We start from the raw sequence: 21,388 nt of genomic DNA, 5'->3' as shown, positions 1-21,388 counted from the left end.
TTCGCAGCGCTCAAGCCAGCGCCGCCATCGCCGCCACAGGCTGCACAGGCAGGCCATCCAGCACCTTGGCGAGCCCGACCGGGTCGACCTCTCCGCCGCGCATCGTTTCGTCGCGATGGATGCCGCCGGCGATGAACAGGCTGTCGAAGCCCATCAGCCGTGCGCCGGCGAGATCGGTGCGGACCGCATCCCCGATCACCAGCACCTTGCTCGACTCGACAGAACGCCCGCCGCGCAGCTCGGCAGCAGCCGCGAGCGCGAGTTCATAGGCTGGGCGGTACGGCTTCCCGGCCCAGGCGACACTGCCGCCGAGCTCCTCATAGATCATCGCGAGCGAGCCGGCGCAGGGCAGCAGATCCTCGCCGACATGGACCACGAGATCGGGATTGCCGCAGATGAAGGGCAGCCCCTGCTCCGCAAAACGGCTGAGCAGCGGCCGGTACTGCTCCGGCGTCTCGTTGCGGTAGTCGTTGAGCTCGGTCGCGACCACGAGGTCGGCTTGCGCCTCATCGACCAGCTCGACATCGAGACCGGCGAACAGCGCCCGGTCGCTTTGCCAGCCGATATGATAGACGCGGCTGTGGTGACTTTCGGCGATCAGCGAACGCGTGACGTCGCCGGAGGTGACGAGCCTGTCCCAGGCTCCGCGCGGCACGCGCTTGGCGTCGAGCACGCTTGCGACGTGCTGCGACGGTCCCGGCGCGTTCGAGAGCAGCACCACGGCGCCGCCGCGCTCCCGGAAGGCGGTCAAGACGGCGCAGGCCGGCTCCAGCGCCCAGAGCCCGTCATGGACGACGCCCCAGACGTCGCTGATCAGCACGTCGTAGCGTTCGAGCAGCGCGTCCGCATGCTTCAGGATCGGCACGCTCGTCAGGAGGTCTTGCATCAGGAGTTCTTGGCCTCGCTCGCCATCCGCGCCTCGACATCGGCGCGCCGCGGCAGCGGCGCCACCGCGCCATAGCCCTGTGTCGAGAGGGCCGCCGCGACATTGGCATAGGCGCCGGCCGCAAAGGCATCGCCCGTGCGCAGATATTCCGCGAGGAAGGCGCCGTCATAGCAGTCGCCCGCGCCGGTCGCATCGATCGCATCGACCTTGATCGGGCGGAAGCGCTCGCGCCGGACCGGCGTAGCGACGAGCGAGCCCTCATGGCCGAGCGTCAGCGCAACGACCCGCGCGCCCAGCTTGAGATAGAAATCGGCGATGGCGTCGGGCTGGTTGAGACCCGTGAGCTGCGTCGCGTCGTCGAAGCCCGGCAGGACGATGTCGGCCATCGCGCAGGCGGCGTGGATGATCGCGCGGGCCCGCGCCAGCGGCCAGAGCTTGAGGCGCAGATTGGTATCGTAGGCGGTCAGCACGCCGGCCTCGCGCGCCGTCTCGAAGGCCGCGAACACGGCGTCGCAGGCGCTGGCCGAGATCGCCTGGCTAATGCCCGACGCCTGGATGATCCGCGCCGAGCGGATCAGCCCGAGCGGCAGGTCGCCCGGCCCGTAGAGGCTCGCGGCCGAACCAGCCCGCAGATAGGAGAAGACATGGCCCGAAGGCCCGTGATCGACGAAATAGAGCCCGGTCGGCGCGCTCGGATGCGTCGCGACATGGGCGTCGTTCACACCTTCGCGCTGCCACAGCGCGCGGACCGACTGCCCGGCCATGTCGTTGCCGAGCGCCCCGAGATAGCCGACGGACATCCCCTGGCGCACTGCCGCCACCGCACAGTTGGACGTGTCGCCACCCTGGCCGAACTGGAAGGCGCCGGATTCCGCCCGCGTCGCATTGAACTCGCCGAGCGGCTCGCCGAGGCACAGAAGGTCGATGGGACTGTCGGTCACGGGATTTAAAACCATTGAGATGGCGCGGCGCGCGGGCAAGCTCTCCTAGAACAAGGCCCCGCGCATGGAAACCGCTTTTCGCCTCATTCCGCCGCGTCGCGCCCGGTCGGCTGGCTCATCAGCCGGTCTGCCAGCCGAATGATCTCCTGCCGCAGCGCCATGTTGCCGCCCTGGGCGGCCGTGCTCTTGCGCAAGGCGGCGAGCTCCCGCTTTGCCTCCATCCCGTCGCTGCGCGCCTGCTCCAGCGCGCCTTCGAGCGTCTGCAGCTCGGCATGCAAGGCCGCGATCCGCGCCTCGCGCTCCTGCTCCGTTCCTGTCACGGTCGCGATCTCCTGTTCATGCTCGCGGCGAGACGTCGCCAGGGCGTGCTGCGCTTCCACGAGCCAGCCCTCCAGGCTGTCGATCCGCTCCTGTGCCTGCTTGTGCTCGGCCCGCTCCTGTTCGAGAAGCCGCGATGCCTGCTGCGCCTCGTTCGCCGCGAGGCTGCCGCGCGCATCCGCTGCCGCCAGCCCCGCCTCGGCCTGCTCGGCACGCGCCGCAAGTGCATTCGCGCGCAGCCGCTCGCCCTCGCGCTCGGCCGTCATCGCGGCGAGCGCGGCCTCGCTGCGGGAGAGACGCTCCTCCGTCACCGCCAGCCGGTCTCCGAATTCGTCGCGCTCGCTCTGAAGCACCATGATCTGCGTGCGGTCCTCGACCTGCGCGAGCCTGAGCCGCTCATGCTCGTCGCGCTGCTTTGTCAGCTCCGCCTCGCGCTCCGCCAGCGCCGCTTCGATGCGCCCGACCGTCTCGCGTTCCCGGGCGAGCTCGCCGGACCGTTCGTCGAGATCGGCACCCGTGCCGGTCAGCGCCTGCCGGGTCTCGGCGAGGCTCTGTTCGAGCGCGGCCAGATCCGCGATCCGCTTTTCCAGCGTCGCCGTCGTCGCAGCGTGACCGCTGCGCTCGGTCTCGAGGGCCGTGCGGGTTTCGTCGAGCTGGCCACGCGTCTGCGCCAGTTCGGCATCGAGCCTCGCGATCCTGTCGTCGCGCTCGGCACGGTCGCGCCTGAGCTGGCCGATCTCCATGTCGCGCCGGCCGACTTCCTGCATCGCGCCGGCCCTGGCGGCGAACCCCTTCTCGGCCTCCTGCTCGGCCGAGCGCATCCGCACGGCGAGTTCGGCGCGCAGATGGTCGCGATCGGCCGCGATCTCGGCAAGGGAGAGCGGAAAGGCCGCTTCGGCGCGCTTGCGTGCCAGGCGGTCCGCCCGGCGCGACAGGGCGGGCACGGCCGCCAGCGCCAGCAGGGCTGCGCACAGGAAGCCGAGCGCGAACAGCATGGCGGCTTCGATCAAGGCTTGCGGCTCCGCATCCGGTCCAACTCAAGCCGAATCCTGCCACGCCCACCCCGCCATGGCCAGAAAAAGCCGATGAGCGGCGGCAGCATCCGCAGCGTCGGAAACCGCGCTGCTAGGCCGGCGGCAGCCTCAGAACGGGTTCCAGGTCGCTTGCGGCGAGAATTTGAGGTAGCCGAGATTGACGCCCAGCCGCCAGCCCACCCCGGTCCGGATCGGCACCACCGTGACGCCCCCCGCCGTGAGCGCGGTGAAGCCGAACCCGCCGATAAAATAGGCCGAGCCGTCGACGCCCGCGAAACGCTGATACATCGCCTCGACCGTCGGCAGATTGTAGACGAGCATCATCGTGCGGGCGCCCTCGCCGCCGAAATCGAAGCCGATCGAGGGCCCCTGCCAGAAGGTGCGGCGGTCGCCGGCATTGCGGGTGTAGAGCGTGCCCTCGCCGTAGCGCAGCCCGCCGACGAAGGCACCGGACGCCTCCTGTCCCAGGATATAGCCGTTCGGCTCGCCCCAGCGCCGCACCGCCTCCTCGATCGCCAGCGCGAGGCCGCGCGAGACGTTGCCGAAGAACTTGTGGCCGGAGCCGACGAGTTCGTTCTGCGAGAAGGAGCGCTGGTTGTCATAGTTCTGCGCCTGCGCGATCGCCGGGATCGGCAGCCCTGCGAGGCCGGTTCCGGCCACGGCGAGGCCGCCCTTGATGAGACTGCGGCGGGTCTGGATCATGAACAAGATCTCCGGACAGGGCGGCCGGCAGAACCGGACACCAGAGCGGTGTGTTGGTCCGTCCGATCGGCGCCCGGCGGTTGCTCTGCAACCTGCTTTGGAAGGCGCCACGCGGGCCGGAAGGCGGGCCGATCCTGGGCAATCCGCCGCTCGCTGCCGGACATCGAAAACGCGACATCCGACAAAAGCGAATCAGTTCGCTAACCAAACTGATACGTTGCAAATCTATCCAAGCCGTGAAGATTTGGACGGAGCCGACCGGCCCATGACCGAGGGAAGACGAGGATTTGCCCGCGATGAAGGCCGCAACATGGCAAAGCTGGGTTTTGCTCGCCATCGGCTGCGTCTCGCTGCCGTTTCTCGCCCGGGCCGCGCTGGCCAATACCCCGGCCCCGGCCACAGCCCCTGCCGTCATCGTTTTTGAGAACGGCCTGCCCGCGGGCCTGCCGCCGCTTCCCTCGCTCGGCGAAACGATGCAGCGCGACCCGCGCACCGGCCTGGCGCTCAACGGCTTCGATCCGGTGGCCTACCGCCTCGAAGGCAGGCCCATCGCCGGGCAGCCGGAGCATGAGCTGATCCAGGGCGGGATCGTCTGGCGCTTCGCCTCGGCCGCCAATCTCGCCGCCTTCCGCGATGCGCCCGGCATCTACGCCCCGGCCTTCGCGGGCTTCGATCCGACCGGCGTCGCCGACGGGGTGGCGGTCGACAGCGATCCGAGCCGGTTCGCGGTCGTCGGCTCCCGCCTGTTCCTGTTCCGCTCGGATGAGAACCGCAGGCGCTTCCTGCAGGACCGCTCGCTGCTCGGCGCCGCCGAGGCTCGCTGGAGCACCGTGCTGCGCACTGTCGCGCGCTGAGATCGGGCCTCAGCCCTTCTCAGGAAACCGCTGAATAGCGTCCAAGTCGCGGCTTCAGCAGCCGGCGATGGCGCGCCGCGCCAGCCCCTCGCTCGACGCGGCCACGAAGGGCGGATTGCGGAACTGCTGCTCCGTCCGGCCATAGCGGGGAACGGCGCCATCGAGCGTCAGGATGATCCCGCCCGCCGCCGACAGGATGGCATCGCCCGCCGCGGTGTCCCATTCCATGGTTTGCCCGCAGCGGACATGGAGATCGGCCTCGCCGCTGGCGATCAGGCCGAACTTGACGGCCGACGACATCGGCACGCCCTTGCCGCGGCACATGGTGGCGGTGATGCCGTCGCTGCGCCCGTCACCGTGGAAGCGGCTCACCAGAACGACCGGCCCCTCCTCCGGGAGAGCGCGGACCGCGACGCGGCTGGCCGCCCCCGTCAGCGAGCCATCCGCTGTAAAACCTTGCATATAGGCGTGCTCCCCGCCGAACCAGAGGCGCCCCAACGCCGGGGCGGCGATGGCACCGGCGATCGGCCGGCCATCGACCACAATGGCGATCGCAACGCAGTAGCTGTCGCCACCGGCAAGGAACTCGCGCGTGCCGTCCAGCGGATCGAGCAGGATGAAGACCGCGTCGGGCTTCACGCTGTCGACCGTCTCTTCGCTGATGACGGGAAAATCGGGGAGCAGACGCGCAAGCGCATCCTTCGCCGCCCGGTCGGCCGCGAGATCGGCCGCGCAGACCGGCGAACCGTCCTTCTTGAGCTTGACGTCGCAAGCGGCGCGCATGGCGAGCAATACGGCGGCGCTGGCGCTGGCAGCTTCCGCGAGCTTGCGTCCCAGCCCGTCGCGATCGCGCAGGCGGGGATCCTCACGGCCGATCATGGCGGCCCATCCTTTGAAACTTTGTCCGGGATATGGGGATTAACCACATGAAAACCAAGATGGCACCATACCAGGGAGCAACGGCGCCACGCCGTCGGCGCATCGCACATCCCGGGATTCCACCTTCATGACCGCCATCTCGCTCGATCCGCTCGACCTGGCCGCGCTTCTCTGCAGCCGCGTCTGCCATGACGTGATCAGCCCGGTGGGCGCGATTGTCAATGCCCTGGAAGTTCTGGAGGAAGATGACCCCTCGATGCGTGACTTCGCGCTCGAGCTGATCAAGAAGAGCGCCCGCAACGCCTCGGCCCGGCTGCAATTCGCCCGCCTCGCCTTCGGCGCCGCCGGCTCTGCCGGCGCAATGATCGACCTCGGCGATGCCGGCAACGTCGCCAACGGCTTCCTCAACGACGAGAAGCTCTCGCTCGACTGGGAGGCGCCGCGCGCCCTCCTGCCGAAGAACCAGGTCAAGCTGCTGCTGAACCTCCTGCTCATCGCGACGCAGGCCGTGCCGCGCGGCGGCAAGCTGGTCTCGCGCGCGGTCGTCGAGGGCGAACAGGGCTCCTTCGAGATCACCGCGACCGGCTCGCATGCCCGCATCCCGGCCCATGTCGAGGAGCTGATCGCGGGGCGTTCCGAGAGCGGCGCGATCGACGCCCACGCCGTCCAGCCGCTCTATGCCGGCATGGTCGCCCGGGCCGCCGGCATGGCGATCACCTTCGCGATCGAGGGCGACATGGTCACGATCAAGGCCGCCAAGGCGGAAGCCTGAGCGAAACTCCGCAGTCGAGGTCGGGTTTCAACCGATCATAAACCCTTCTGCTGCTTTAGTTCCCGCAGTGCGTCGCGTTGAGTGATCTTCCTGCATGGACGAGCTGCTGCAAGAGTTCCTGACCGAGACCGGCGAGAATCTCGACACGGTCGATCGGGAGCTCGTCCGTTTCGAGCAGAATCCCAACGACCGCGACATCCTGCGGAACATCTTCCGCCTCGTCCACACCGTCAAAGGCACCTGCGGCTTCATCGGCCTGCCCCGGCTCGAGGCGCTGACCCATGCGGCCGAGTCGGTGATCGGCCAGTTCCGCGACGGCGCCACAGTCAAGCCGAGCGCCGTCACCGCGATCCTGGAGACGATCGACCGGATCAAGGACATCCTGTCCGAGCTGGCCGAAAAGGGGCAGGAGCCGGAGGGCAACGACGAGACACTGATCGGCGAGCTCCAGGCGCTTGCGAGCCATGCCAAGGCCGAGCTGGTCCAGTCGCCGCCCGACGAGGTGTTCGTCGATCCTGTCGCGGCCTATCTCGCGCGCCACGGCAAGGCCCAGGAAGCCGCCGCCCTCGCCTCGCCCAGCGCCTCCGCTTCCGACGACATCGTCTTTCGCAGCGTGCCGGACCCGCAACGCGGACCGGATGGCCGCATCGAGACCAAGCCACAGGCCCCTGCCGAGGAAGGCGCGGGCCAGCGCACCGGCGGCCCCCCGACATTGCGGGTCGCGGTCGACACCATCGAACATCTGATGACGATGGTGTCGGAGCTGGTGCTGACCCGCAACCAGCTGCTCGAAGTCTCGCGGCAGCGGGAAGATGCCGGGCTGAAGGCTCCCCTGCAGCGTCTTTCGCTGATCACCGCCGAATTGCAGGACGGCGTGATGAAGACCCGGATGCAGCCGATCGGCAGCGCCTGGGCGAAGCTGCCGCGCATCGTGCGCGACCTGAGCAGCGAGCTCGGCAAGCGCATCGAGCTGGTGACCGAGGGCGCCGACACCGAACTCGACCGGCAGATCCTCGACCTGATCAAGGATCCGTTGATCCACATGGTCCGCAACTGCGCCGACCATGCGCTGGAGTCCGCGGAGGAGCGCCGCGCCGCCGGCAAGCCCGAGCACGGCACGATCCGCGTCTCGGCCTGGCATGAAGGCGGCTCGGTCACGATCGCGGTCGGCGACGACGGGCGCGGCCTCGATGTCGGGCGCATCGGCCGCAAGGCAATCGCCGCGGGTCTCGCGACCGAAGCCGAGATCGAGAGGATGAGCGACGCCCAGATCGCTCGCTTCATCTTCCATCCCGGCTTCTCGACGGTCGATAATATCACGGCCGTGTCCGGGCGCGGCGTCGGCATGGACGTCGTCAAGGCGAATGTCGATTCGGTCGGCGGCCTCGTCGACATCGCCAGCCGTCCTGGCCAGGGAACGACGATCACCATCAAGATCCCACTGACGCTCGCCATCATCTCGGCCCTGATCGTCGTCGCCGGCGAGGAGCGCTATGCGATCCCCCAGACGGCGGTGCGAGAGCTCGTGCGCGTCAAGGCCGGCGACGAGAACCGTCTCGAGGACATCAACGGCGCTCCCGTGCTGCGCCTGCGCGGGCGGCTCCTGCCGATCGTCGCGCTCGGCGAGCTGATGGGCGGCGCGAAGAAGGACGGCGCCGACGGCTTCATCGTGGTCACCCAGATCGGCGAGCGCCAGTTCGGCATCCTCGTCGACGGCGTCTTCCACACCGAGGAAATCGTGGTGAAGCCGATGTCGAGCAAGCTTCGGCACATCCCGCTCTTCTCCGGCAACACCATCCTCGGTGACGGTGCCGTCGTGCTGATCGTCGATCCCAACGGCATCGCCCGGCTCGTCGGCGCGGCCGGTTCCGACGCAGCCGATGACGAGGCGGAAGCCGCGCCGGCGCCGATGGCGAGTGGGGAGCGCACCACGATGCTGGTGTTTCGCACCGGCGCCGACCGGATCCAGGCCCTGCCGCTCTCGCTCGTCACGCGGCTGGAGGAGGTCGATGCCGACAGCTTCCAGCACGGCGCGGGGCGCACGCTCCTGCATTATCGCAACCGCCTGGTCCCGGTGACGCCGCTTGGCGAAACCAAGCTGCTGCGCGAAGGGCTCCAGCCCCTCGTGATCGTCTCGAATGGCGAGCAGACCGCCGCGCTCGCGGTGGAGACCATCATCGATATCGTCGACGAAGAATTCGAGCTGGAGTTGGCGACATCCGGCGAGCGGGGCGTGATCGGTTCGGCGATCCTGCGCGGTCGGGCCACCGACATCGTCGATCTCGCCCATTACCTGCCGCTCGGCGAGCCCGGCTGGACCGGCGCAGGCCGGGCAAGCGCGGCGCCGGAGCATGTCCTCTTGGTGGAGCCCTCGGAGTTCCTGCGGGAGATGCTGAGCCCCGTGCTGCGGGCCTCCGGCCGCATCCTCGCCACCGCGGCGGACGGCAACGCCGCCTCGCAGGCGGCGATGGCGCCGGAGGTCGGCATCGTCCTCGTCGATCTCGACCGCGACCTCGAGGCCGCGCTGGAGCTGATCGTCGCGCTGCGCGCCCGCCCCCGCGACAATCCGCTGCGGCTTCTCGGCCTGACGACCTGCGCGACGCCGGAACTGCACCGCCGGGTGACCGAGGCCGGCGCCGACGGAATCGTCGCCAAATTCGACCGCCGCGCCCTGCTGGGCGAGTTGAACGCCAGCGGCTCCGCGATGAGGGACGCCGCATGACCGGAAGCCCGAGCCATGACCAGGGCCCGGCGCCGCATTTCGCGGATTCGCTGGACTATGTGACGGTCCGGATCGGCGGACAGCTGCTGGGGCTGCCGATCGAGCGCGTGCGCGACGTCTTCATCACCCATCGCATCACGCTCGTTCCCGGGGCACCGCCGGACATTGTCGGCCTGCTCAATCTGCGCGGCCGCATCGTCACCGCGATCTGCCTGCGCAGCCGGCTGGGCTGCCCGGTCCCCGAGACGCTCGACCAGAGACATGCCGAATTGACGGCGATCGGCCTCGACCATCGCGGCGAGGCCTATGCGCTGATCGTCGACGCCGTCGGCGAGGTCGTCCGGCTCGATCGTTCGACCCTCGAACCGTTGCCCGTCAATCTCGACAGGACATGGGCCGCGCTGGCGGGCGGCGTCCACCGCCTCCCCCACGAACTGCTCGTCATCCTCGATCTCGACGCCGTTCTTGACCTTGACCTGCAAGCCGCAGCCTGAGTGCCCGGCAGAGTTTCTGGAGACAGACCATGAAGTACTGCCTCGTTGTCGACGACTCGGCGGTGATCCGAAAAGTAGCCCGCCGCATCCTCGAAGGGTTGCAGTTCCGCATCGCCGAGGCGGAAGACGGCGCGCGCGCCATCGACGCCTGCAAGGGCGAGATGCCGGACGCCGTGCTGCTCGACTGGAACATGCCGATCATGGACGGCTACGAATTCCTGCGCACGCTGCGCCAGATGCCCGGCGGCAAGCGGCCCAAGGTCGTGTTCTGCACCACCGAGAACGACATCGCCCATATCGCGCGGGCCATGCATGCCGGTGCCGACGAATACATCATGAAGCCGTTCGACAAGGAGATCGTGGCGTCCAAGTTCCATCAGGTCGGGCTGCTCTGAGCCTCGAGGCTCGCAACGCTTCCTCACCTTCGACGACGACGCCTTTCCGCAACCGGGTTGCGCCAGCATGATCGTTTCGCGTTCAGCCTCGCCCGGCTCCGGCCGGCACAAGACGGTCGTCATAGCCGATGACTCGGCGGTCGTGCGCGGGCTGTTCGCGCGCTGGCTCGGCGAAACCGGCAACTTCCATGTCGTCGCCGTGGCCGGAGACGGCGAGACGGCGCTGGCCCATGCCGGCCGCTTCAAGCCGGACGTGCTGGTGCTCGATCTCGACATGCGTGGCGTCGATGGCCCCAGCGCCCTGCCGCACATCCTGCGGGAAAGCCCGCACACCAGCATCCTGCTCGCGGCGACGCTGAACGAGCGCAATACGCGCCTCGCCCTGGAATGCATGACGAAAGGCGCGATGGATCTCGTCTCCAAGCCCGACAGCCGCGCCGGCATGACGCTGTCGCTCGACTTCCGCAGCGAGTTCCTGCTGAAGCTCGGCAACATCGCCCAATCCGCGACCCAGCCGGGGACGTTGCCGCCCGAGGTCGATCTCGGCTGGCCGGCCGGCCATACCGATCTGCGGCCCCTCGTCTGGGCGATGCCGCGCTATCTGCTGATCGGCGCCTCGACCGGCGGCCCGCGCGCCGTCGCTCGGGTCCTTTTCGACATCGGCGACGCGCTGAGGGACATCACCACGCTCGTCGTCCAGCACATGCCTCCCCTGTTCACGGCCTCCTTCGCCGAGCAGGTCGCAAGCCATGTCGGCATCCCCACACGCGAGCCGTTCGATGGCGAGCGCCTGGCGCGCGGCACCGTCTACATCGCGCCGGGCGGGCGGCATCTCGGCATCGACCGGAGGCTCGGCCATATCGTGGCGGCGATCAGCGACGGCCCCCCGGTCAATTTCTGCCGCCCGGCCGTCGATGTCCTGTTCGGCGATGCGGCCCGCCATCTCGGCGCCGCGGCGCTGGGGCTGGTGCTCACCGGCATGGGCAGCGACGGCACGGACGGCGCCGCGGCCCTGCGCCAGGCCGGAGCCGCCGTCGTCGCGCAAGACGAACAGAGCAGCACGATCTGGGGTATGCCCGGCTCGGTCGTGCGTGCCCGCCACGCCAGCGCGGTCGCGCCACTCGACGAGATCGGTGGCGCGATCCGGGCTCTCCTGCGGGGAGCGCCGCCGGCATGACGGAAACGGATTTCGCCTTCCTGCGCCTGCTGCTGCGGCAGCGTTCCGGCCTGGCTCTGGGCACCGACAAGCGCTATCTCGCCGAGAGCCGTCTGAGCATCCTGTGCCGGCGCCGCGGCATCGAGAGCATCGAGGTGCTGATGCAGCGAATGCGGCTCGGCCGCGATCCCCAGTTGGAGGCCGCCGTGGTCGAGGCGATGACCACCAACGAGACCCTGTTCTTCCGCGACCGCACGCCGTTCGACCTCTTCCGCGACGTCCTGCTGCCCGAAAAGCTCGCCGCCAACGCGGCTTCGCGTTCGCTGCGCATCTGGTGCGCCGCGGTTTCGAGCGGCCAGGAGGCCTATTCGCTCGCCATGCTGATCGACGACATGGCCGAGCGCCTTGTTGGCTGGAAGATCGAGATCCTCGGCACCGACATCTCCGGCGACGTGCTAGAGAAGGCACGCTCCGGCATCTACAGCCAGTTCGAGGTGCAGCGCGGCCTGCCGATCCAGATGCTGCTGAAGCATTTCAGCCAGCGCGGCGACAAATGGCAGATCGCCGACCGGCTGCGCGCGAAAATCGATTTCCGCCAGCACAACCTGCTGGAGCGCAACGACCATTTCGGCCGCTTCGACATCGTGTTCTGCCGCAACGTCCTGATCTATTTCGACGTGCCGACGAAGGAGAAGGCGTTGGACCTCCTCGCCCAGCGGCTCGCGCCGGCGGGAGGCCTCGTCCTGGGAGCGACGGAAACCGTCGTCGGCCTCGTGACGGCGTTGCAGCCTGACCCGCAGCACCGCGGGCTTTACCGGCCGGCGACCGGGCCACGGCCGGCGGCGACACCCGCATTTCCCCGCCCCCTCGATCGGCGCGCGCCCGGTCGCAACGCCACCGCACATTGAAGCTGGGCGAAGGTTCTCGAGGCGAAGGTTTTCGAGGGGCGAGGCGCCGCCGGAAGCACTCCGAACGATCCGGGCCGTTTCCGATCTGGCCCGGCAGACTTGGTCCAGAAAGAGCCCGATAAACAAAAACCCCGCCTTGCGGCGGGGTCCCGTCGACCTGTCGTGTACATCCGACGATCAGGTCAAAACTCTTATCTCCCTGCCGCGTGACCGTCGCATGACGACGAAGCGACGGGAATGCGTCAGGCCGGGATGCGTTCCTCGACGTCGGAAGGCTCGCGCAGCACATAGCCGCGGCCCCAGACCGTCTCGATGTAGTTCTTGCCGTCCGAGGCGTTCGCCAGCTTCTTGCGCAGCTTGCAGATGAAGACGTCGATGATCTTGAGCTCGGGCTCGTCCATGCCGCCATAGAGATGGTTGAGGAACATCTCCTTGGTGAGCGTCGTGCCCTTGCGGAGCGAGAGCAGCTCCAGCATCTGGTATTCCTTGCCGGTCAGGTGCACGCGGGCGGCATCGACCTCGACCGTCTTGGTGTCGAGATTGACGACCAGATCGCCGGTGGTGATGACCGACTGGGCGTGGCCCTTCGAGCGACGCACGATCGCGTGGATGCGGGCGACCAGCTCGTCCTTGTGGAACGGCTTGGTGAGATAGTCGTCGGCGCCGAAGCCGAGGCCCTTCACCTTGTCCTCGATCCCGGCAAGACCGGAGAGGATCAGGATCGGCGTCTTGACCTTGGCGACCCGCAAGCTGCGCAGAACCTCGTAACCCGACATGTCGGGGAGGTTCAGATCGAGCAGGATGATGTCGTAGTCGTAGAGTTTGCCGAGATCGACGCCCTCTTCGCCGAGATCCGTCGTATAGACGTTGAAGCTCTCGGATTTGAGCATGAGCTCGATGCTTTGAGCGGTCGCGCTATCGTCCTCGATCAGCAGAACCCGCATGTCCACGTCCCCAATTTCGCCCGCAGGGCAGGTTGATCGCTCTTTTCGCCCGGACCAGCCCGGAACCGGACGACGACGCACTTGCCCGATGAAACGCCACGCGACACGCTACGGTGAATTGGTTAACAAACCGTGATTCCCGAGCGCAAGGGCTTCCTTGGAGAAAGTGAACGATCCTTGTCCAGGTGAGTCGAATTTGACACGGATCGACGAGCACTCCTCCGCGAAAACGCCGTTTCGCGGAGACCGCCTCGGGAAACGGGGCAGCAAAAGCCCCGCGACACGCAGCGATCTCGAAACACAGTGTTAATCACAGAGGTAAACGAAAGGTTGACGAAGGCCTTATGAGCACCCCTTCACACGGTACTGGACGGCTCTCCGCCCTGGCCTCCGCCATCGACGGCCTGGACGGAATGACGGTCTATGGCCGTGTCATCGGCGTGCGCGGCTTGCTCGTCGAGGTCGCCGGTCCCATCGGCGCGATGAGCCTGGGCGGCCGGGTCGGCATCGAGATCGCGCCGGACACGCGCGTCCCCTGCGAAGTCGTCGGCTTTTCGGGCGAGAAGGCGCTGGTCATGCCCTTCGGCGGTCTCGACGGTGTGCGCCGGGGCTGCCCGGCTTATGTCGACCGCGCGCAGCCGGGCCTCTCGCCCACCTCGGCCTGGCTCGGGCGCGTCGTCGATGCGCTCGGCCGTCCGGTCGATGGCGGCCCGCCGCTGCCGCAGGGCGACACGCTCTACGCCTTTCGCGCCGATCCGCCGCCGGCCCACGCCCGGCGCCGCGTCGGCAAGCCGCTCGACCTCGGCGTGCGCGCGCTCAACGCCTTCCTGACCTGCTGCCTCGGCCAGCGCATGGGCATCTTCGCCGGTTCGGGCGTCGGCAAGTCGGTGCTGCTTTCGATGCTGGCCCGCTATGCCCGCGCCGACGTCAACATCATCGGCCTCGTCGGCGAGCGCGGCCGCGAGGTTCAGGAGTTCCTGCAGGAGGACCTCGGGCCGGAGGGCCTCGCCCGCTCGATCGTCGTCGTCGCGACCTCCGACGAGCCTGCTTTGATGCGCAAGCAGGCGGCGCTCACCACGCTGACGCTCGCCGAATATTTCCGCGACCGCGGCCTGCAGGTGATGTGCCTGATGGATTCGGTGACGCGCTTCGCCATGGCGATGCGCGAGATCGGGCTCGCCGCCGGCGAGCCGCCGACGACCAAGGGCTACACGCCGACCGTCTTCGCCGAATTGCCGCGCCTTCTGGAGCGTGCCGGACCAGGCACCGAAGACGGGGCCATCACCGGCCTCTTCACCGTGCTGGTCGATGGCGGCGACCATGACGAGCCGGTCGCCGACGCGGTGCGCGGCATCCTCGACGGCCATATCGTGATGGAGCGCTCCATCGCCGAGCGCGGCCGCTATCCGGCGATCAACATCCTGAAATCGGTCTCGCGCACCATGCCGCGCTCCTGCGACCCGGCTTATTACCCCGTCGTGCAGAAGGCTCGCGCCACGCTCGCGACCTATGCCGACATGGAGGAATTGATTCGCCTTGGCGCCTATCGCCAGGGCGCCTCGGCCGAGGTCGACGAGGCGATCCGCCTCAACCCGGCGCTGGAGGCCTTCCTCAAGCAGGCCAAGGACGATGCGACCTCGCTTCCGGAAAGCTATGCCCGCCTCGCAGCGATCATGAGCGAAGGCGCATGAGCACGGCATTGCCAGGAGGACGCCCTATGACAGGCCGAGGCCCTGACGCCGGCAGGGGACGCTATGTTACGGTGGCCCGCCTGCGGAAGGACATCTCGATGCTGCGCTCTTTCCTGATCCTGTTCGTGCTGCTCTCGGGCTCTGCGGCTGCGCGGGCCACGGAGCCCGCCTTGGAACTGATCGGGGCGGGACCTTCCGCGATCACCCTATCGCCCCGGACCGTAGCCACCCTTCCCAACGTCGACCGCGACGTCACCTTCGCCACTTCGAAGGGCCCATCGACCGCGCATTACAGGGGCGTGCTGCTGTGGGACGTCCTGCAGGCGAACAAGGTTTTCGACGGCCTCGATCTCAAGGCTCAGCTCGCCAAGACCATCCTCGTCAATGCCCGGGACGGCTATCGCATTGCCTTCTCGATCGGCGAGATCCATCCGGATTTCGGCAATCTGCCCCTGCTCCTGGTGACGGCGATCGACGGCAAGCCGCTCGACCAGGACTGGCGCCTCGTCGCTCCCGGCGACAAGCGCGGCGCGCGGGCCGTGCGCGACGTCGTGAAGATCGAGCTGCGCTGAAGCCCGCTGCGAACGCCGACCGGAGACCCAGAGCTTGATCGCCACCATCCTGACCGGGCTCGTAGCCCTGATCCATGTCTACATCGCCGTGCTGGAAATCTGGCTCTGGGATACCCCGCGCGGACGCCGGGCCTTCGGCCTCACGCCGGAATTCGCCAAGCAGTCGCGGGTGCTTGCGGCCAATCAGGGCCTCTACAACGCCTTCCTCGCCGCAGGGCTCGGCTGGGGCCTCTGGCTCGGGCCGGCGGGCCTTTCGATCAAGCTGTTCTTCCTGGCTTGCGTGCTCGTCGCAGGCCTCTTCGGCGCGGCCACCGCGAGCCGCAAGATCCTCTACATTCAGGCCCTGCCGGCGGCGCTCGCCTTGCTGGCCCTGCTCGCCGGTTATTGAGAGACGGCCGGCGCCCGCGCGAGCATCCGCGCCAGCGCGAGCATCGCGAAGAAGCCGAAGAACTGGATCACGGCGGAAAAGATCAGCGTCGCACTGGCGCCGAGACGCTCGATCAGCACCGCGAACAGCAGTGGCGCCACCGCGAAGGCGATGTTCTGCGGCACGGTGAGCTGGCCGAGCATCGCGGCAAAGCCACGCCGCCCGAAGAGCGCGAGCGGCAGCGTCGCACGCGCCACGGAAATGACGCCGAGCGCCGCGTTGAAAACCGCGACGAAGATTCCGGCCGCCACGATCCCCGTCGGCGCCAGGGGCAGGATAAGGCAGCAGAGCGGCCCGAGCAGCAGGCCGAAGAGCGCGACGCGCTCCACTGGCAGCCTCTCGCCCAGCGTGGCGTCGATCGCCCGTGCGACGATGGTGGCGGGTCCACCCAGCGTCGCGATCCAGACCGCTTCCGTCTGCGTCAGGCCGCCCTCCCGGAACAGGCTGATGAGATGCAGCGGCAGCCCCCAGGAAACCAGGCCGCTGGCGGAGAAGGCGAAAGCCGTCAGCCAGAACGCCATCCGCCGCTTTCCGGGCTCGACCCGCCCGGTCTCGAGGGAGGAAGCTGGCGCGGTCCCGGCGGCCGCCGGCGTGGGATGTCCGTGGAAGCGTGGAACCGCCGCATAGATCGGCAGCACGATGAAGAGCTGCATCGCTGCGAAGACGAGCAGCGTCGCGCGCCAGCCGAAGGCATCCATGAGGATCGCCGTCAGCGGCCAGAACAGGCTGGAGGACAGCCCCGTCACCAGCATCATCAGGCCGATGACCCGCCGCGTTCGTTCGCCCATGAGCTGCGCGACGGCGACGTTGCCGACATTGGCGAGCGACATCGCATGGCCGATCCCGATCACGAACCAGCTCGCCAGATAGCTGATCGGCCCTTGCGCCATGGACAGCACCGCGAAGCCCAATGCGCAGATGATCGCGCCCACGCACATCGAGCGGCGCGTCCCTTCCCGGTCGAGCACGCGGCCGATCGCGGGTGCGACCAGCGCGCCCGTCACCAGCAGGATGGTGATGCCGCCGAAGACGATCTCGGCATTGAGCCCGAGATCGCGGTCGAGCGCCTGCATCAGCACCGAGGGCGAATAGAAGGTCGTGCCCCAGCCGATGAGCCGCGTCGCGACCAGCCCGCATAGCAAAGGCCCGTGGCCGGAAAAACGAGATGAGGACGGCAAGGCGAGGAACCCGAAAGAACGGCCGGCTGACCGCCGGAAACTGACTAGATCATCCTGTCACGCCGCGGCAGCAGCGCGGATGCGACTTGAATATGCAGAAAAGGCAGTCCTTTCCGGTAAGAAAGGGTCAACCTCCTTGCGCCTATTGTGACGCCGTCTCGCGGAGTTTTCCGGTTGCAGGCCGAGGGGTCGGCCGCGACCATGCGCGATCAGGAGTTGAAAACGAGATGAAGTCGCGAGAGACGCTTCTGCGGCTGAAGCGCTTCCAGGTCGACGAAAAACGTCGCCGGGTGAGCCAGATCGAGATGATGATCGCCGACTTCAATCGGATGGCGACCGATCTCGATCGTGAAATCCACTCGGAGGAAGCACGCGCCGGGATCTCCGATCCCGCGCATTTCGCCTATCCGACCTACGCCAAGGCGGCACTCGGCCGGCGCGATAATCTGCGCCAGTCGGCCGAGAACCTGCAGGGCCAGCTCGACGAGGCCAAGGCCGAATTGCAGGAGGCCTTCGAGGAGATGAAGAAGGTCGAGATCCTCGACGACCGCGAACGGGCGACCGAGCGCGCCGCCGAAGCCGCCCGCGACCAGGCGACGATGGACGCCATCGGGCTGCGCTCGCGGGCCTGAGCGCTCCCGGCCGAAAGCAATCAGGAGGCGGAAGCCCACAGGCTTCCGCCTTTTTTGTTTGCCGGCGATACGGCCGACCGGGACAGGGCGTCATTCTCGGGCTTGCCCCGAGAATCTCATGACCAGAGGGCTCTGATTTCCGAGATGCTCGGGTCAAGCCCGAGCATGACGGCGGTGGATCGCGCCCTCAGGCGACGACCGGGTGGTGCGGCACGCAATCCCGCCGCATCTGGCCCGCCAGCCGCGGGTCGTCGTTGACCTCGATGCCGCGCTTGAAGACCTTGAAGCCCGAGCGCTGGTAGAAGGCGAGCGCGCCCTGATGGTCGATGGTGCAGGTATGCACCCAGAAGCGCGAGATCGGCTTCGCCCAGGCCAGCGCCAGCGCCCGGTTCATCAGCCAGCGTCCGGCTCCCTTGCCGAGCACGGGCTCGTCGAGCCCGAAGAAGGCGAGCTCCGCCTCCCCCGCCTCGCGAAAATCGAGTTCCAGCAGCCCGACATCGCGCCCCTCATAACGTGCGGCATAGATCGCGACGGATGGATCGGTGAGGGTCGCCTCCAGCTCGGCACGCGGCTCGGTAAGGCGGCTGAACCACATCCAGCGCTCGCCGAGCAGCCGGTAGAGGGCGAGATAGCGCTCCGTATCGCGCCCGTCGATCGGCTCGAGGGAGAAAGCCCCGGTTCCCGGCGGGTCGGGCCGCTCGGCCGGCTTCGCGAACATTTCCAGCGACGTGACGATCGCGGCGATCTTGCCGGGCGGTAGGTCCGTGGTACCAGTGAGGCTGATGGTCAGGGTCTGCGTCAAGGCGGCATCCGATGGTGGTTTTGAGTCTGCCGCGATCATGACACGATCCCGGCCGAAAGATCATGGTGCGATGACGCATGGCAGGAGCATATCGCCGCCGGATCGGCGGTACGGGAACGGGCAGCGGCTGCGGCTGCTGTTCGCGCTCCTGGTGATGTGCCTCGCCGTGGTCCCCCATGTCACGCTCGCCGCTTCATTGATGCGCATGCCCGTGAAGGCCTCAGGCCAGCATCAGGCGAACCCGCTCGGAACACCCGCCGCGAGCGCCTTGACCGCCACCGAAGTTGCACCCTGCCACCAGCCTTCGCCTTCCGCGAAGGGGCATCCCGCCGGCGCGCCGCCGATCTGCTGCATCATCGGCTGCGGCCTGATCGCGGAAGCGCCCGTGATCGCCCTGCCCTCGCGGACGATTCTTTGGTCACGGCCCGGCCTCGCTTTGGCCGAGACGCGCGCCGGCATCTCGACCGAGCCGGCCAAGCCGCCGCCCCGAAGCGGGCTCGCGCGAAGCTGAATCCTTTTCCCGTTTTCAGGCGGCTTCAGACACCGTTGCCGGTGCGAGCCGTCATTCGTTCTCACAGGAATCCGAACAATGAATCGCTTCAAATCGTCCCTCGCGGCGCTCGCACTCGCAGCCGCCTTCGCCGGCCCCGGCTTTGTCGAGCAGGCCTTGGCCCAGCATCAGGGCCATGGCGGCGGCACCATGAAGATGGACGGCGCGAGCACGGACAGCGCCGCGACCAAGGCCTTCAAGGAAGCCAACGCGAAAATGCACAAGGACATGGACATCTCCTATTCCGGCGATGCCGATGCCGATTTCGTGCGCGGCATGATCCCGCATCACCAGGGTGCCATCGCCATGGCGCGGGTCGTCCTCGCCCACGGCAAGGATCCCGAGATCCGCAAGCTCGCCGAGAACGTCATCCGCGACCAGGAGAAGGAGGTCGGCGAGATGCGTGAATGGCTCAGGAAAAACGGCAAGTAGCCGCTATCAATCCGGCAGGCGGCGGCAACGCCGCTTGCCCTCGGCCCTCCTCGCTGGCAAGAGGACGTGAAGGTTCGCGCCGCTGCGGTGACGACGCGGGCCTGCTTGCCAAGCCCTTTCGAAGTCCCTCCCGTCGCGGCCTTCATGAAACGCTATCTCGATTATCTCTGGCCGATCATCGGGCTCGTCGCGGTCGTCTGGTCCGTCGAGCTGCTTTGGGACAAGCTCAAGGCCGAGGCCGGCACGGACGCGGCGATCGAGGCTCTGCTCCAGAACGCCAATCTCTGGCAGAGCATCAAGATCATCGCCCACCGCATCGGCCACAAGATCGCGGTGATCCCGCCTAACGCCTTCTTCCACGCCGCGCTCGCCACCCTCGTCGCCTATGCGGCGCTCGCCTGGTACGATCGCATCGCCCTGATGCATCTGCGCAAGGAGAAGGGCATCTCCTGGCTCTACATCTCGCTCTGCTCCTTCGTGACCTATGCGCTCTCGCACAATATCGGCGCCTCGGTCTTCTCGGGCGGCATGGTGCGCTACCGTGCCTATACGGCGAAGGGGCTGACGGCGGCGGATGTCGCGATCCTGATCGCGCTCTGCTCCTTCACCTTCGCCTTCGGCACGCTGCTGCTGTTGGGAATCGTGCTGGTCTACGAGCCGGAGATCCTGCGGCCGCTGACGCGGCTGTCGAAATGGTTCGCCATCGGCGACGGCACGGCGCGCCTGATCGGCGTCGGCATGCTCGTCTTCGTCGCGCTCTACACCATCGGCTCCTGGCTCAAGTTCAGGCCGGTGAAGATCGGCAAGTTCGAGGTCATCTATCCGCGGCTGCGCATCGTCGCGAGACAATATCTCGCCGCGCCGCTCGAGCTCGCGGGCGCCGCCGGCATCATCTATTTCGCCCTGCCGGACCAGGGCAATCCGGGCTTCATGGTCGTGCTCGGCGCCTTCCTGCTCTCCTTCTCCGCCGGCCTGCTGAGTCAGGTGCCGGGCGGCGTCGGCGTGATGGAGGCGGTCTTCCTCGCGGTGATGCCCGGCGTGCCGGCACCTGCCGTCTTCGCCGCCCTGCTGATCTGGCGGCTGTTCTATCTCATCCTGCCGCTGGTGATCTCGCTGCCGATCGTGGTCGCCTTCGAGCGTGCGCAGCTCAAGCGCAGCACCCGCATCGCGCCGCCGCCCTGACGGGTCAGCGCGCCCGTTCCGGGCGCTTCAGCGCGATCGCCGCCGCACCGAACATCAGCAGCGCGCCGACGGCCTCGGAGACGCCGAAGGGCTCGCTCAGGACGATGACGCCGACGCCGACGGCAATCGCCGGGCTGATGAAGGCGTAGAGCCCGGCGCGGAAAGCGCCCCAATCCCTCAGCAGCCGCATATAGATGGTGAAGCCCATCAGCGAGCCGCCGATGATGAGAAAGACGACGGCGGGCAGCACGGGCGATCGCACCAGCGCAGCGAAATCGGCACGGCCGACCGGCTCGACCAGGGCCGACACCGCCGACAGGCCGACGCCGCCGATCAGCGTCTGCCAACCGGCCAGCGTCAGCGTCGGCATCGTGCCCGCGATCGGCCGCGAGAGCACCGCGCCCGTGCAGTAGAACAAGGTGCCGAAGGCGACCGCGGCGAGCCCAACCGCCTCCAGCGGATCGCCATGCACCGCCGAAAGCCCGCCCAGCGCCCGCGTCGCGAAGAGGAAGCCGAGCCCCACCGTGCCGAGCCCGATCGCGGCGAGCTTGCGCGCGTCGATGCGCTCGCCCTCGATCGCGCGGCTCGCCAGCAGGGTGAAGATCGGGATCGTCGCGAAATTGACGATGGCCGCGAGCCCGGTCGGCGCATGGGCGGTGCCCCAGAACAGCAGGCTGTAATTCGCGGTGTTGAGCAGCAGCGCCGTGACGACCAATCGCGGCCAGGCTCCAGCAGGCACTTTCGGCAGGTCGCGCCCGGCCCAGAGCAGCATCAGCACGCCGGCAAGCGAAAAGCGGACGGCGGCCAGGAACACCGGCGGCACATGCGAGGCACCGACCTTCACCGGCAGCCACGTCAGCCCCCAGACGAGGCACATCACGGCGAAGAGGGCGGCATTCCGGTTCATGATTGTCGCT

General features: G+C 68.0%; 23 protein-coding genes. 14 read left to right on the top strand and 9 right to left on the bottom strand.

Translation table 11 applies throughout. The features are described 5' to 3' along the window. Positions 1-10 precede the first annotated feature (10 nt). The 4 genes from IED13_RS22470 to IED13_RS22455 all read right to left on the bottom strand — a co-directional run bounded on the left by IED13_RS22470 (position 11) and on the right by IED13_RS22455 (position 3,881). Positions 11-886 carry a TIGR01459 family HAD-type hydrolase gene (locus IED13_RS22470; protein WP_191125520.1) on the bottom strand — a complete coding sequence of 292 codons (876 nt, stop codon included), beginning with the start codon at positions 884-886 and terminating at the stop codon, positions 11-13. Continuing rightward, a complete protein-coding gene (locus IED13_RS22465) occupies positions 886-1,827 on the bottom strand; it encodes a sugar kinase (protein ID WP_260368397.1) in 942 nt (313 codons plus the stop codon). Before IED13_RS22465 ends, IED13_RS22470 begins: the two co-directional genes overlap by 1 nt. Positions 1,828-1,910: 83 nt before the next feature. Then, entirely contained in the window at positions 1,911-3,155 is a 1,245-nt protein-coding gene (locus tag IED13_RS22460) for a coiled-coil domain-containing protein (protein WP_191125519.1), read from the bottom strand. A gap of 132 nt (positions 3,156-3,287) precedes the next feature. Further along, positions 3,288-3,881, bottom strand: a complete 594-nt coding sequence (locus IED13_RS22455) for a DUF1134 domain-containing protein (protein WP_038359302.1) — start codon at positions 3,879-3,881, stop codon at positions 3,288-3,290. 296 nt (positions 3,882-4,177) lie between these two features. Here IED13_RS22455 and IED13_RS22450 point away from each other — a divergent pair, with 296 nt between their 5' ends. Beyond that, the gene (locus tag IED13_RS22450) at positions 4,178-4,735 is read left to right on the top strand and encodes a YHS domain-containing (seleno)protein (protein WP_248312716.1); all 558 of its coding nucleotides are present in this window, start codon (positions 4,178-4,180) and stop codon (positions 4,733-4,735) included. A 54-nt stretch (positions 4,736-4,789) separates the two neighbouring features. Here the strand turns inward: IED13_RS22450 and IED13_RS22445 are convergent, their stop codons facing one another. Then, complete coding sequence (locus IED13_RS22445; RefSeq protein ID WP_191125518.1) at positions 4,790-5,614, bottom strand: 3'(2'),5'-bisphosphate nucleotidase CysQ family protein; 825 nt, start codon at positions 5,612-5,614, stop codon at positions 4,790-4,792. Positions 5,615-5,741: 127 nt separating this feature from the next. On the opposite strand from IED13_RS22445, the gene chpT reads away from it, so the two are divergent. From chpT to IED13_RS22415, 6 genes are all read left to right on the top strand, one after another. Continuing rightward, complete coding sequence (gene chpT, locus IED13_RS22440) at positions 5,742-6,386, top strand: histidine phosphotransferase ChpT (protein ID WP_038359304.1); 645 nt, start codon at positions 5,742-5,744, stop codon at positions 6,384-6,386. Between the two features lie 94 nt (positions 6,387-6,480). Further along, entirely contained in the window at positions 6,481-9,108 is a 2,628-nt protein-coding gene (locus IED13_RS22435; RefSeq protein WP_191125517.1) for a hybrid sensor histidine kinase/response regulator, read from the top strand. Beyond that, a complete protein-coding gene (locus tag IED13_RS22430; protein ID WP_038359307.1) occupies positions 9,105-9,602 on the top strand; it encodes a chemotaxis protein CheW in 498 nt (165 codons plus the stop codon). Before IED13_RS22435 ends, IED13_RS22430 begins: the two co-directional genes overlap by 4 nt. A gap of 29 nt (positions 9,603-9,631) precedes the next feature. Continuing rightward, positions 9,632-9,997: a response regulator gene (locus IED13_RS22425; RefSeq protein WP_038359309.1), complete on the top strand. Its 366-nt coding sequence runs from the start codon at positions 9,632-9,634 to the stop codon at positions 9,995-9,997. A gap of 67 nt (positions 9,998-10,064) precedes the next feature. Next, positions 10,065-11,174, top strand: a complete 1,110-nt coding sequence (cheB, locus tag IED13_RS22420; RefSeq protein ID WP_038359311.1) for a chemotaxis-specific protein-glutamate methyltransferase CheB — start codon at positions 10,065-10,067, stop codon at positions 11,172-11,174. Continuing rightward, complete coding sequence (locus IED13_RS22415) at positions 11,171-12,061, top strand: CheR family methyltransferase (protein WP_191125516.1); 891 nt, start codon at positions 11,171-11,173, stop codon at positions 12,059-12,061. The genes cheB and IED13_RS22415 overlap by 4 nt, the downstream gene beginning before the upstream one ends. Positions 12,062-12,303: 242 nt before the next feature. On the opposite strand, the gene ctrA is transcribed toward IED13_RS22415, so the two are convergent. Next, the gene (ctrA, locus tag IED13_RS22410) at positions 12,304-13,005 is read right to left on the bottom strand and encodes a response regulator transcription factor CtrA (protein WP_038359314.1); all 702 of its coding nucleotides are present in this window, start codon (positions 13,003-13,005) and stop codon (positions 12,304-12,306) included. A gap of 344 nt (positions 13,006-13,349) precedes the next feature. Between ctrA and fliI the strand changes: the two genes are divergently transcribed. The 3 genes from fliI to IED13_RS22395 all read left to right on the top strand — a co-directional run bounded on the left by fliI (position 13,350) and on the right by IED13_RS22395 (position 15,656). Next, a complete protein-coding gene (fliI, locus tag IED13_RS22405) occupies positions 13,350-14,696 on the top strand; it encodes a flagellar protein export ATPase FliI (protein WP_191125515.1) in 1,347 nt (448 codons plus the stop codon). Between the two features lie 98 nt (positions 14,697-14,794). Further along, positions 14,795-15,268: a hypothetical protein gene (locus IED13_RS22400; protein WP_156115875.1), complete on the top strand. Its 474-nt coding sequence runs from the start codon at positions 14,795-14,797 to the stop codon at positions 15,266-15,268. Between the two features lie 34 nt (positions 15,269-15,302). After that, positions 15,303-15,656, top strand: a complete 354-nt coding sequence (locus IED13_RS22395) for a DUF1304 domain-containing protein (RefSeq protein WP_185747930.1) — start codon at positions 15,303-15,305, stop codon at positions 15,654-15,656. On the opposite strand, the gene IED13_RS22390 is transcribed toward IED13_RS22395, so the two are convergent. Then, a complete protein-coding gene (locus tag IED13_RS22390) occupies positions 15,650-16,873 on the bottom strand; it encodes an MFS transporter (protein WP_191125514.1) in 1,224 nt (407 codons plus the stop codon). The two genes, IED13_RS22395 and IED13_RS22390, sit on opposite strands and share 7 nt — an antisense overlap. A gap of 227 nt (positions 16,874-17,100) precedes the next feature. Between IED13_RS22390 and fliJ the strand changes: the two genes are divergently transcribed. Continuing rightward, positions 17,101-17,505 (top strand): flagellar export protein FliJ, encoded by a 405-nt coding sequence (gene fliJ / locus IED13_RS22385; RefSeq protein ID WP_038359320.1) that lies wholly within the window; start codon positions 17,101-17,103, stop codon positions 17,503-17,505. Between the two features lie 187 nt (positions 17,506-17,692). Here fliJ and IED13_RS22380 read toward each other — a convergent pair whose 3' ends face one another. Next, on the bottom strand, positions 17,693-18,307 hold the full coding sequence (locus IED13_RS22380; protein ID WP_248312715.1) for a GNAT family N-acetyltransferase: 615 nt from the start codon (positions 18,305-18,307) through the stop codon (positions 17,693-17,695). A 70-nt stretch (positions 18,308-18,377) separates the two neighbouring features. On the opposite strand from IED13_RS22380, the gene IED13_RS22375 reads away from it, so the two are divergent. From IED13_RS22375 to IED13_RS22365, 3 genes are all read left to right on the top strand, one after another. After that, positions 18,378-18,818 carry a hypothetical protein gene (locus IED13_RS22375; protein WP_191125513.1) on the top strand — a complete coding sequence of 147 codons (441 nt, stop codon included), beginning with the start codon at positions 18,378-18,380 and terminating at the stop codon, positions 18,816-18,818. 78 nt (positions 18,819-18,896) lie between these two features. Further along, complete coding sequence (copM, locus tag IED13_RS22370) at positions 18,897-19,289, top strand: CopM family metallochaperone (RefSeq protein ID WP_191125512.1); 393 nt, start codon at positions 18,897-18,899, stop codon at positions 19,287-19,289. Positions 19,290-19,433: 144 nt separating this feature from the next. Beyond that, positions 19,434-20,471 (top strand): lysylphosphatidylglycerol synthase transmembrane domain-containing protein, encoded by a 1,038-nt coding sequence (locus IED13_RS22365; RefSeq protein WP_038359327.1) that lies wholly within the window; start codon positions 19,434-19,436, stop codon positions 20,469-20,471. Between the two features lie 4 nt (positions 20,472-20,475). Here IED13_RS22365 and IED13_RS22360 read toward each other — a convergent pair whose 3' ends face one another. Continuing rightward, positions 20,476-21,378, bottom strand: coding sequence for a DMT family transporter (locus IED13_RS22360; protein ID WP_112762802.1), 903 nt, complete (start codon positions 21,376-21,378; stop codon positions 20,476-20,478). Positions 21,379-21,388: the final 10 nt, after the last annotated feature.

This window comes from Allobosea spartocytisi (assembly GCF_014764685.1).
GTDB classification, from domain to species: domain Bacteria; phylum Pseudomonadota; class Alphaproteobacteria; order Rhizobiales; family Beijerinckiaceae; genus Allobosea; species Allobosea spartocytisi.
The sequence above is the reverse complement of the archived record's forward strand: the minus strand, read 5'-3'. Positions and strand labels throughout refer to the sequence as shown.

Coding starts and splice junctions, on each gene's coding strand:
- IED13_RS22360 (WP_112762802.1), bottom strand. CDS start 21,378: ATGAACCGGAATGCCGCCCTCTTCGCCGTGATGTGCCTCGTCTGGGGG.
- IED13_RS22375 (WP_191125513.1), top strand. CDS start 18,378: ATGACGCATGGCAGGAGCATATCGCCGCCGGATCGGCGGTACGGGAAC.
- IED13_RS22425 (WP_038359309.1), top strand. CDS start 9,632: ATGAAGTACTGCCTCGTTGTCGACGACTCGGCGGTGATCCGAAAAGTA.
- IED13_RS22435 (WP_191125517.1), top strand. CDS start 6,481: ATGGACGAGCTGCTGCAAGAGTTCCTGACCGAGACCGGCGAGAATCTC.
- IED13_RS22365 (WP_038359327.1), top strand. CDS start 19,434: ATGAAACGCTATCTCGATTATCTCTGGCCGATCATCGGGCTCGTCGCG.
- ctrA (WP_038359314.1), bottom strand. CDS start 13,005: ATGCGGGTTCTGCTGATCGAGGACGATAGCGCGACCGCTCAAAGCATC.
- IED13_RS22415 (WP_191125516.1), top strand. CDS start 11,171: ATGACGGAAACGGATTTCGCCTTCCTGCGCCTGCTGCTGCGGCAGCGT.
- IED13_RS22430 (WP_038359307.1), top strand. CDS start 9,105: ATGACCGGAAGCCCGAGCCATGACCAGGGCCCGGCGCCGCATTTCGCG.
- fliI (WP_191125515.1), top strand. CDS start 13,350: ATGAGCACCCCTTCACACGGTACTGGACGGCTCTCCGCCCTGGCCTCC.
- IED13_RS22400 (WP_156115875.1), top strand. CDS start 14,795: ATGCTGCGCTCTTTCCTGATCCTGTTCGTGCTGCTCTCGGGCTCTGCG.
- IED13_RS22445 (WP_191125518.1), bottom strand. CDS start 5,614: ATGATCGGCCGTGAGGATCCCCGCCTGCGCGATCGCGACGGGCTGGGA.
- cheB (WP_038359311.1), top strand. CDS start 10,065: ATGATCGTTTCGCGTTCAGCCTCGCCCGGCTCCGGCCGGCACAAGACG.
- copM (WP_191125512.1), top strand. CDS start 18,897: ATGAATCGCTTCAAATCGTCCCTCGCGGCGCTCGCACTCGCAGCCGCC.
- IED13_RS22455 (WP_038359302.1), bottom strand. CDS start 3,881: ATGATCCAGACCCGCCGCAGTCTCATCAAGGGCGGCCTCGCCGTGGCC.
- IED13_RS22470 (WP_191125520.1), bottom strand. CDS start 886: ATGCAAGACCTCCTGACGAGCGTGCCGATCCTGAAGCATGCGGACGCG.
- fliJ (WP_038359320.1), top strand. CDS start 17,101: ATGAAGTCGCGAGAGACGCTTCTGCGGCTGAAGCGCTTCCAGGTCGAC.
- chpT (WP_038359304.1), top strand. CDS start 5,742: ATGACCGCCATCTCGCTCGATCCGCTCGACCTGGCCGCGCTTCTCTGC.
- IED13_RS22450 (WP_248312716.1), top strand. CDS start 4,178: ATGAAGGCCGCAACATGGCAAAGCTGGGTTTTGCTCGCCATCGGCTGC.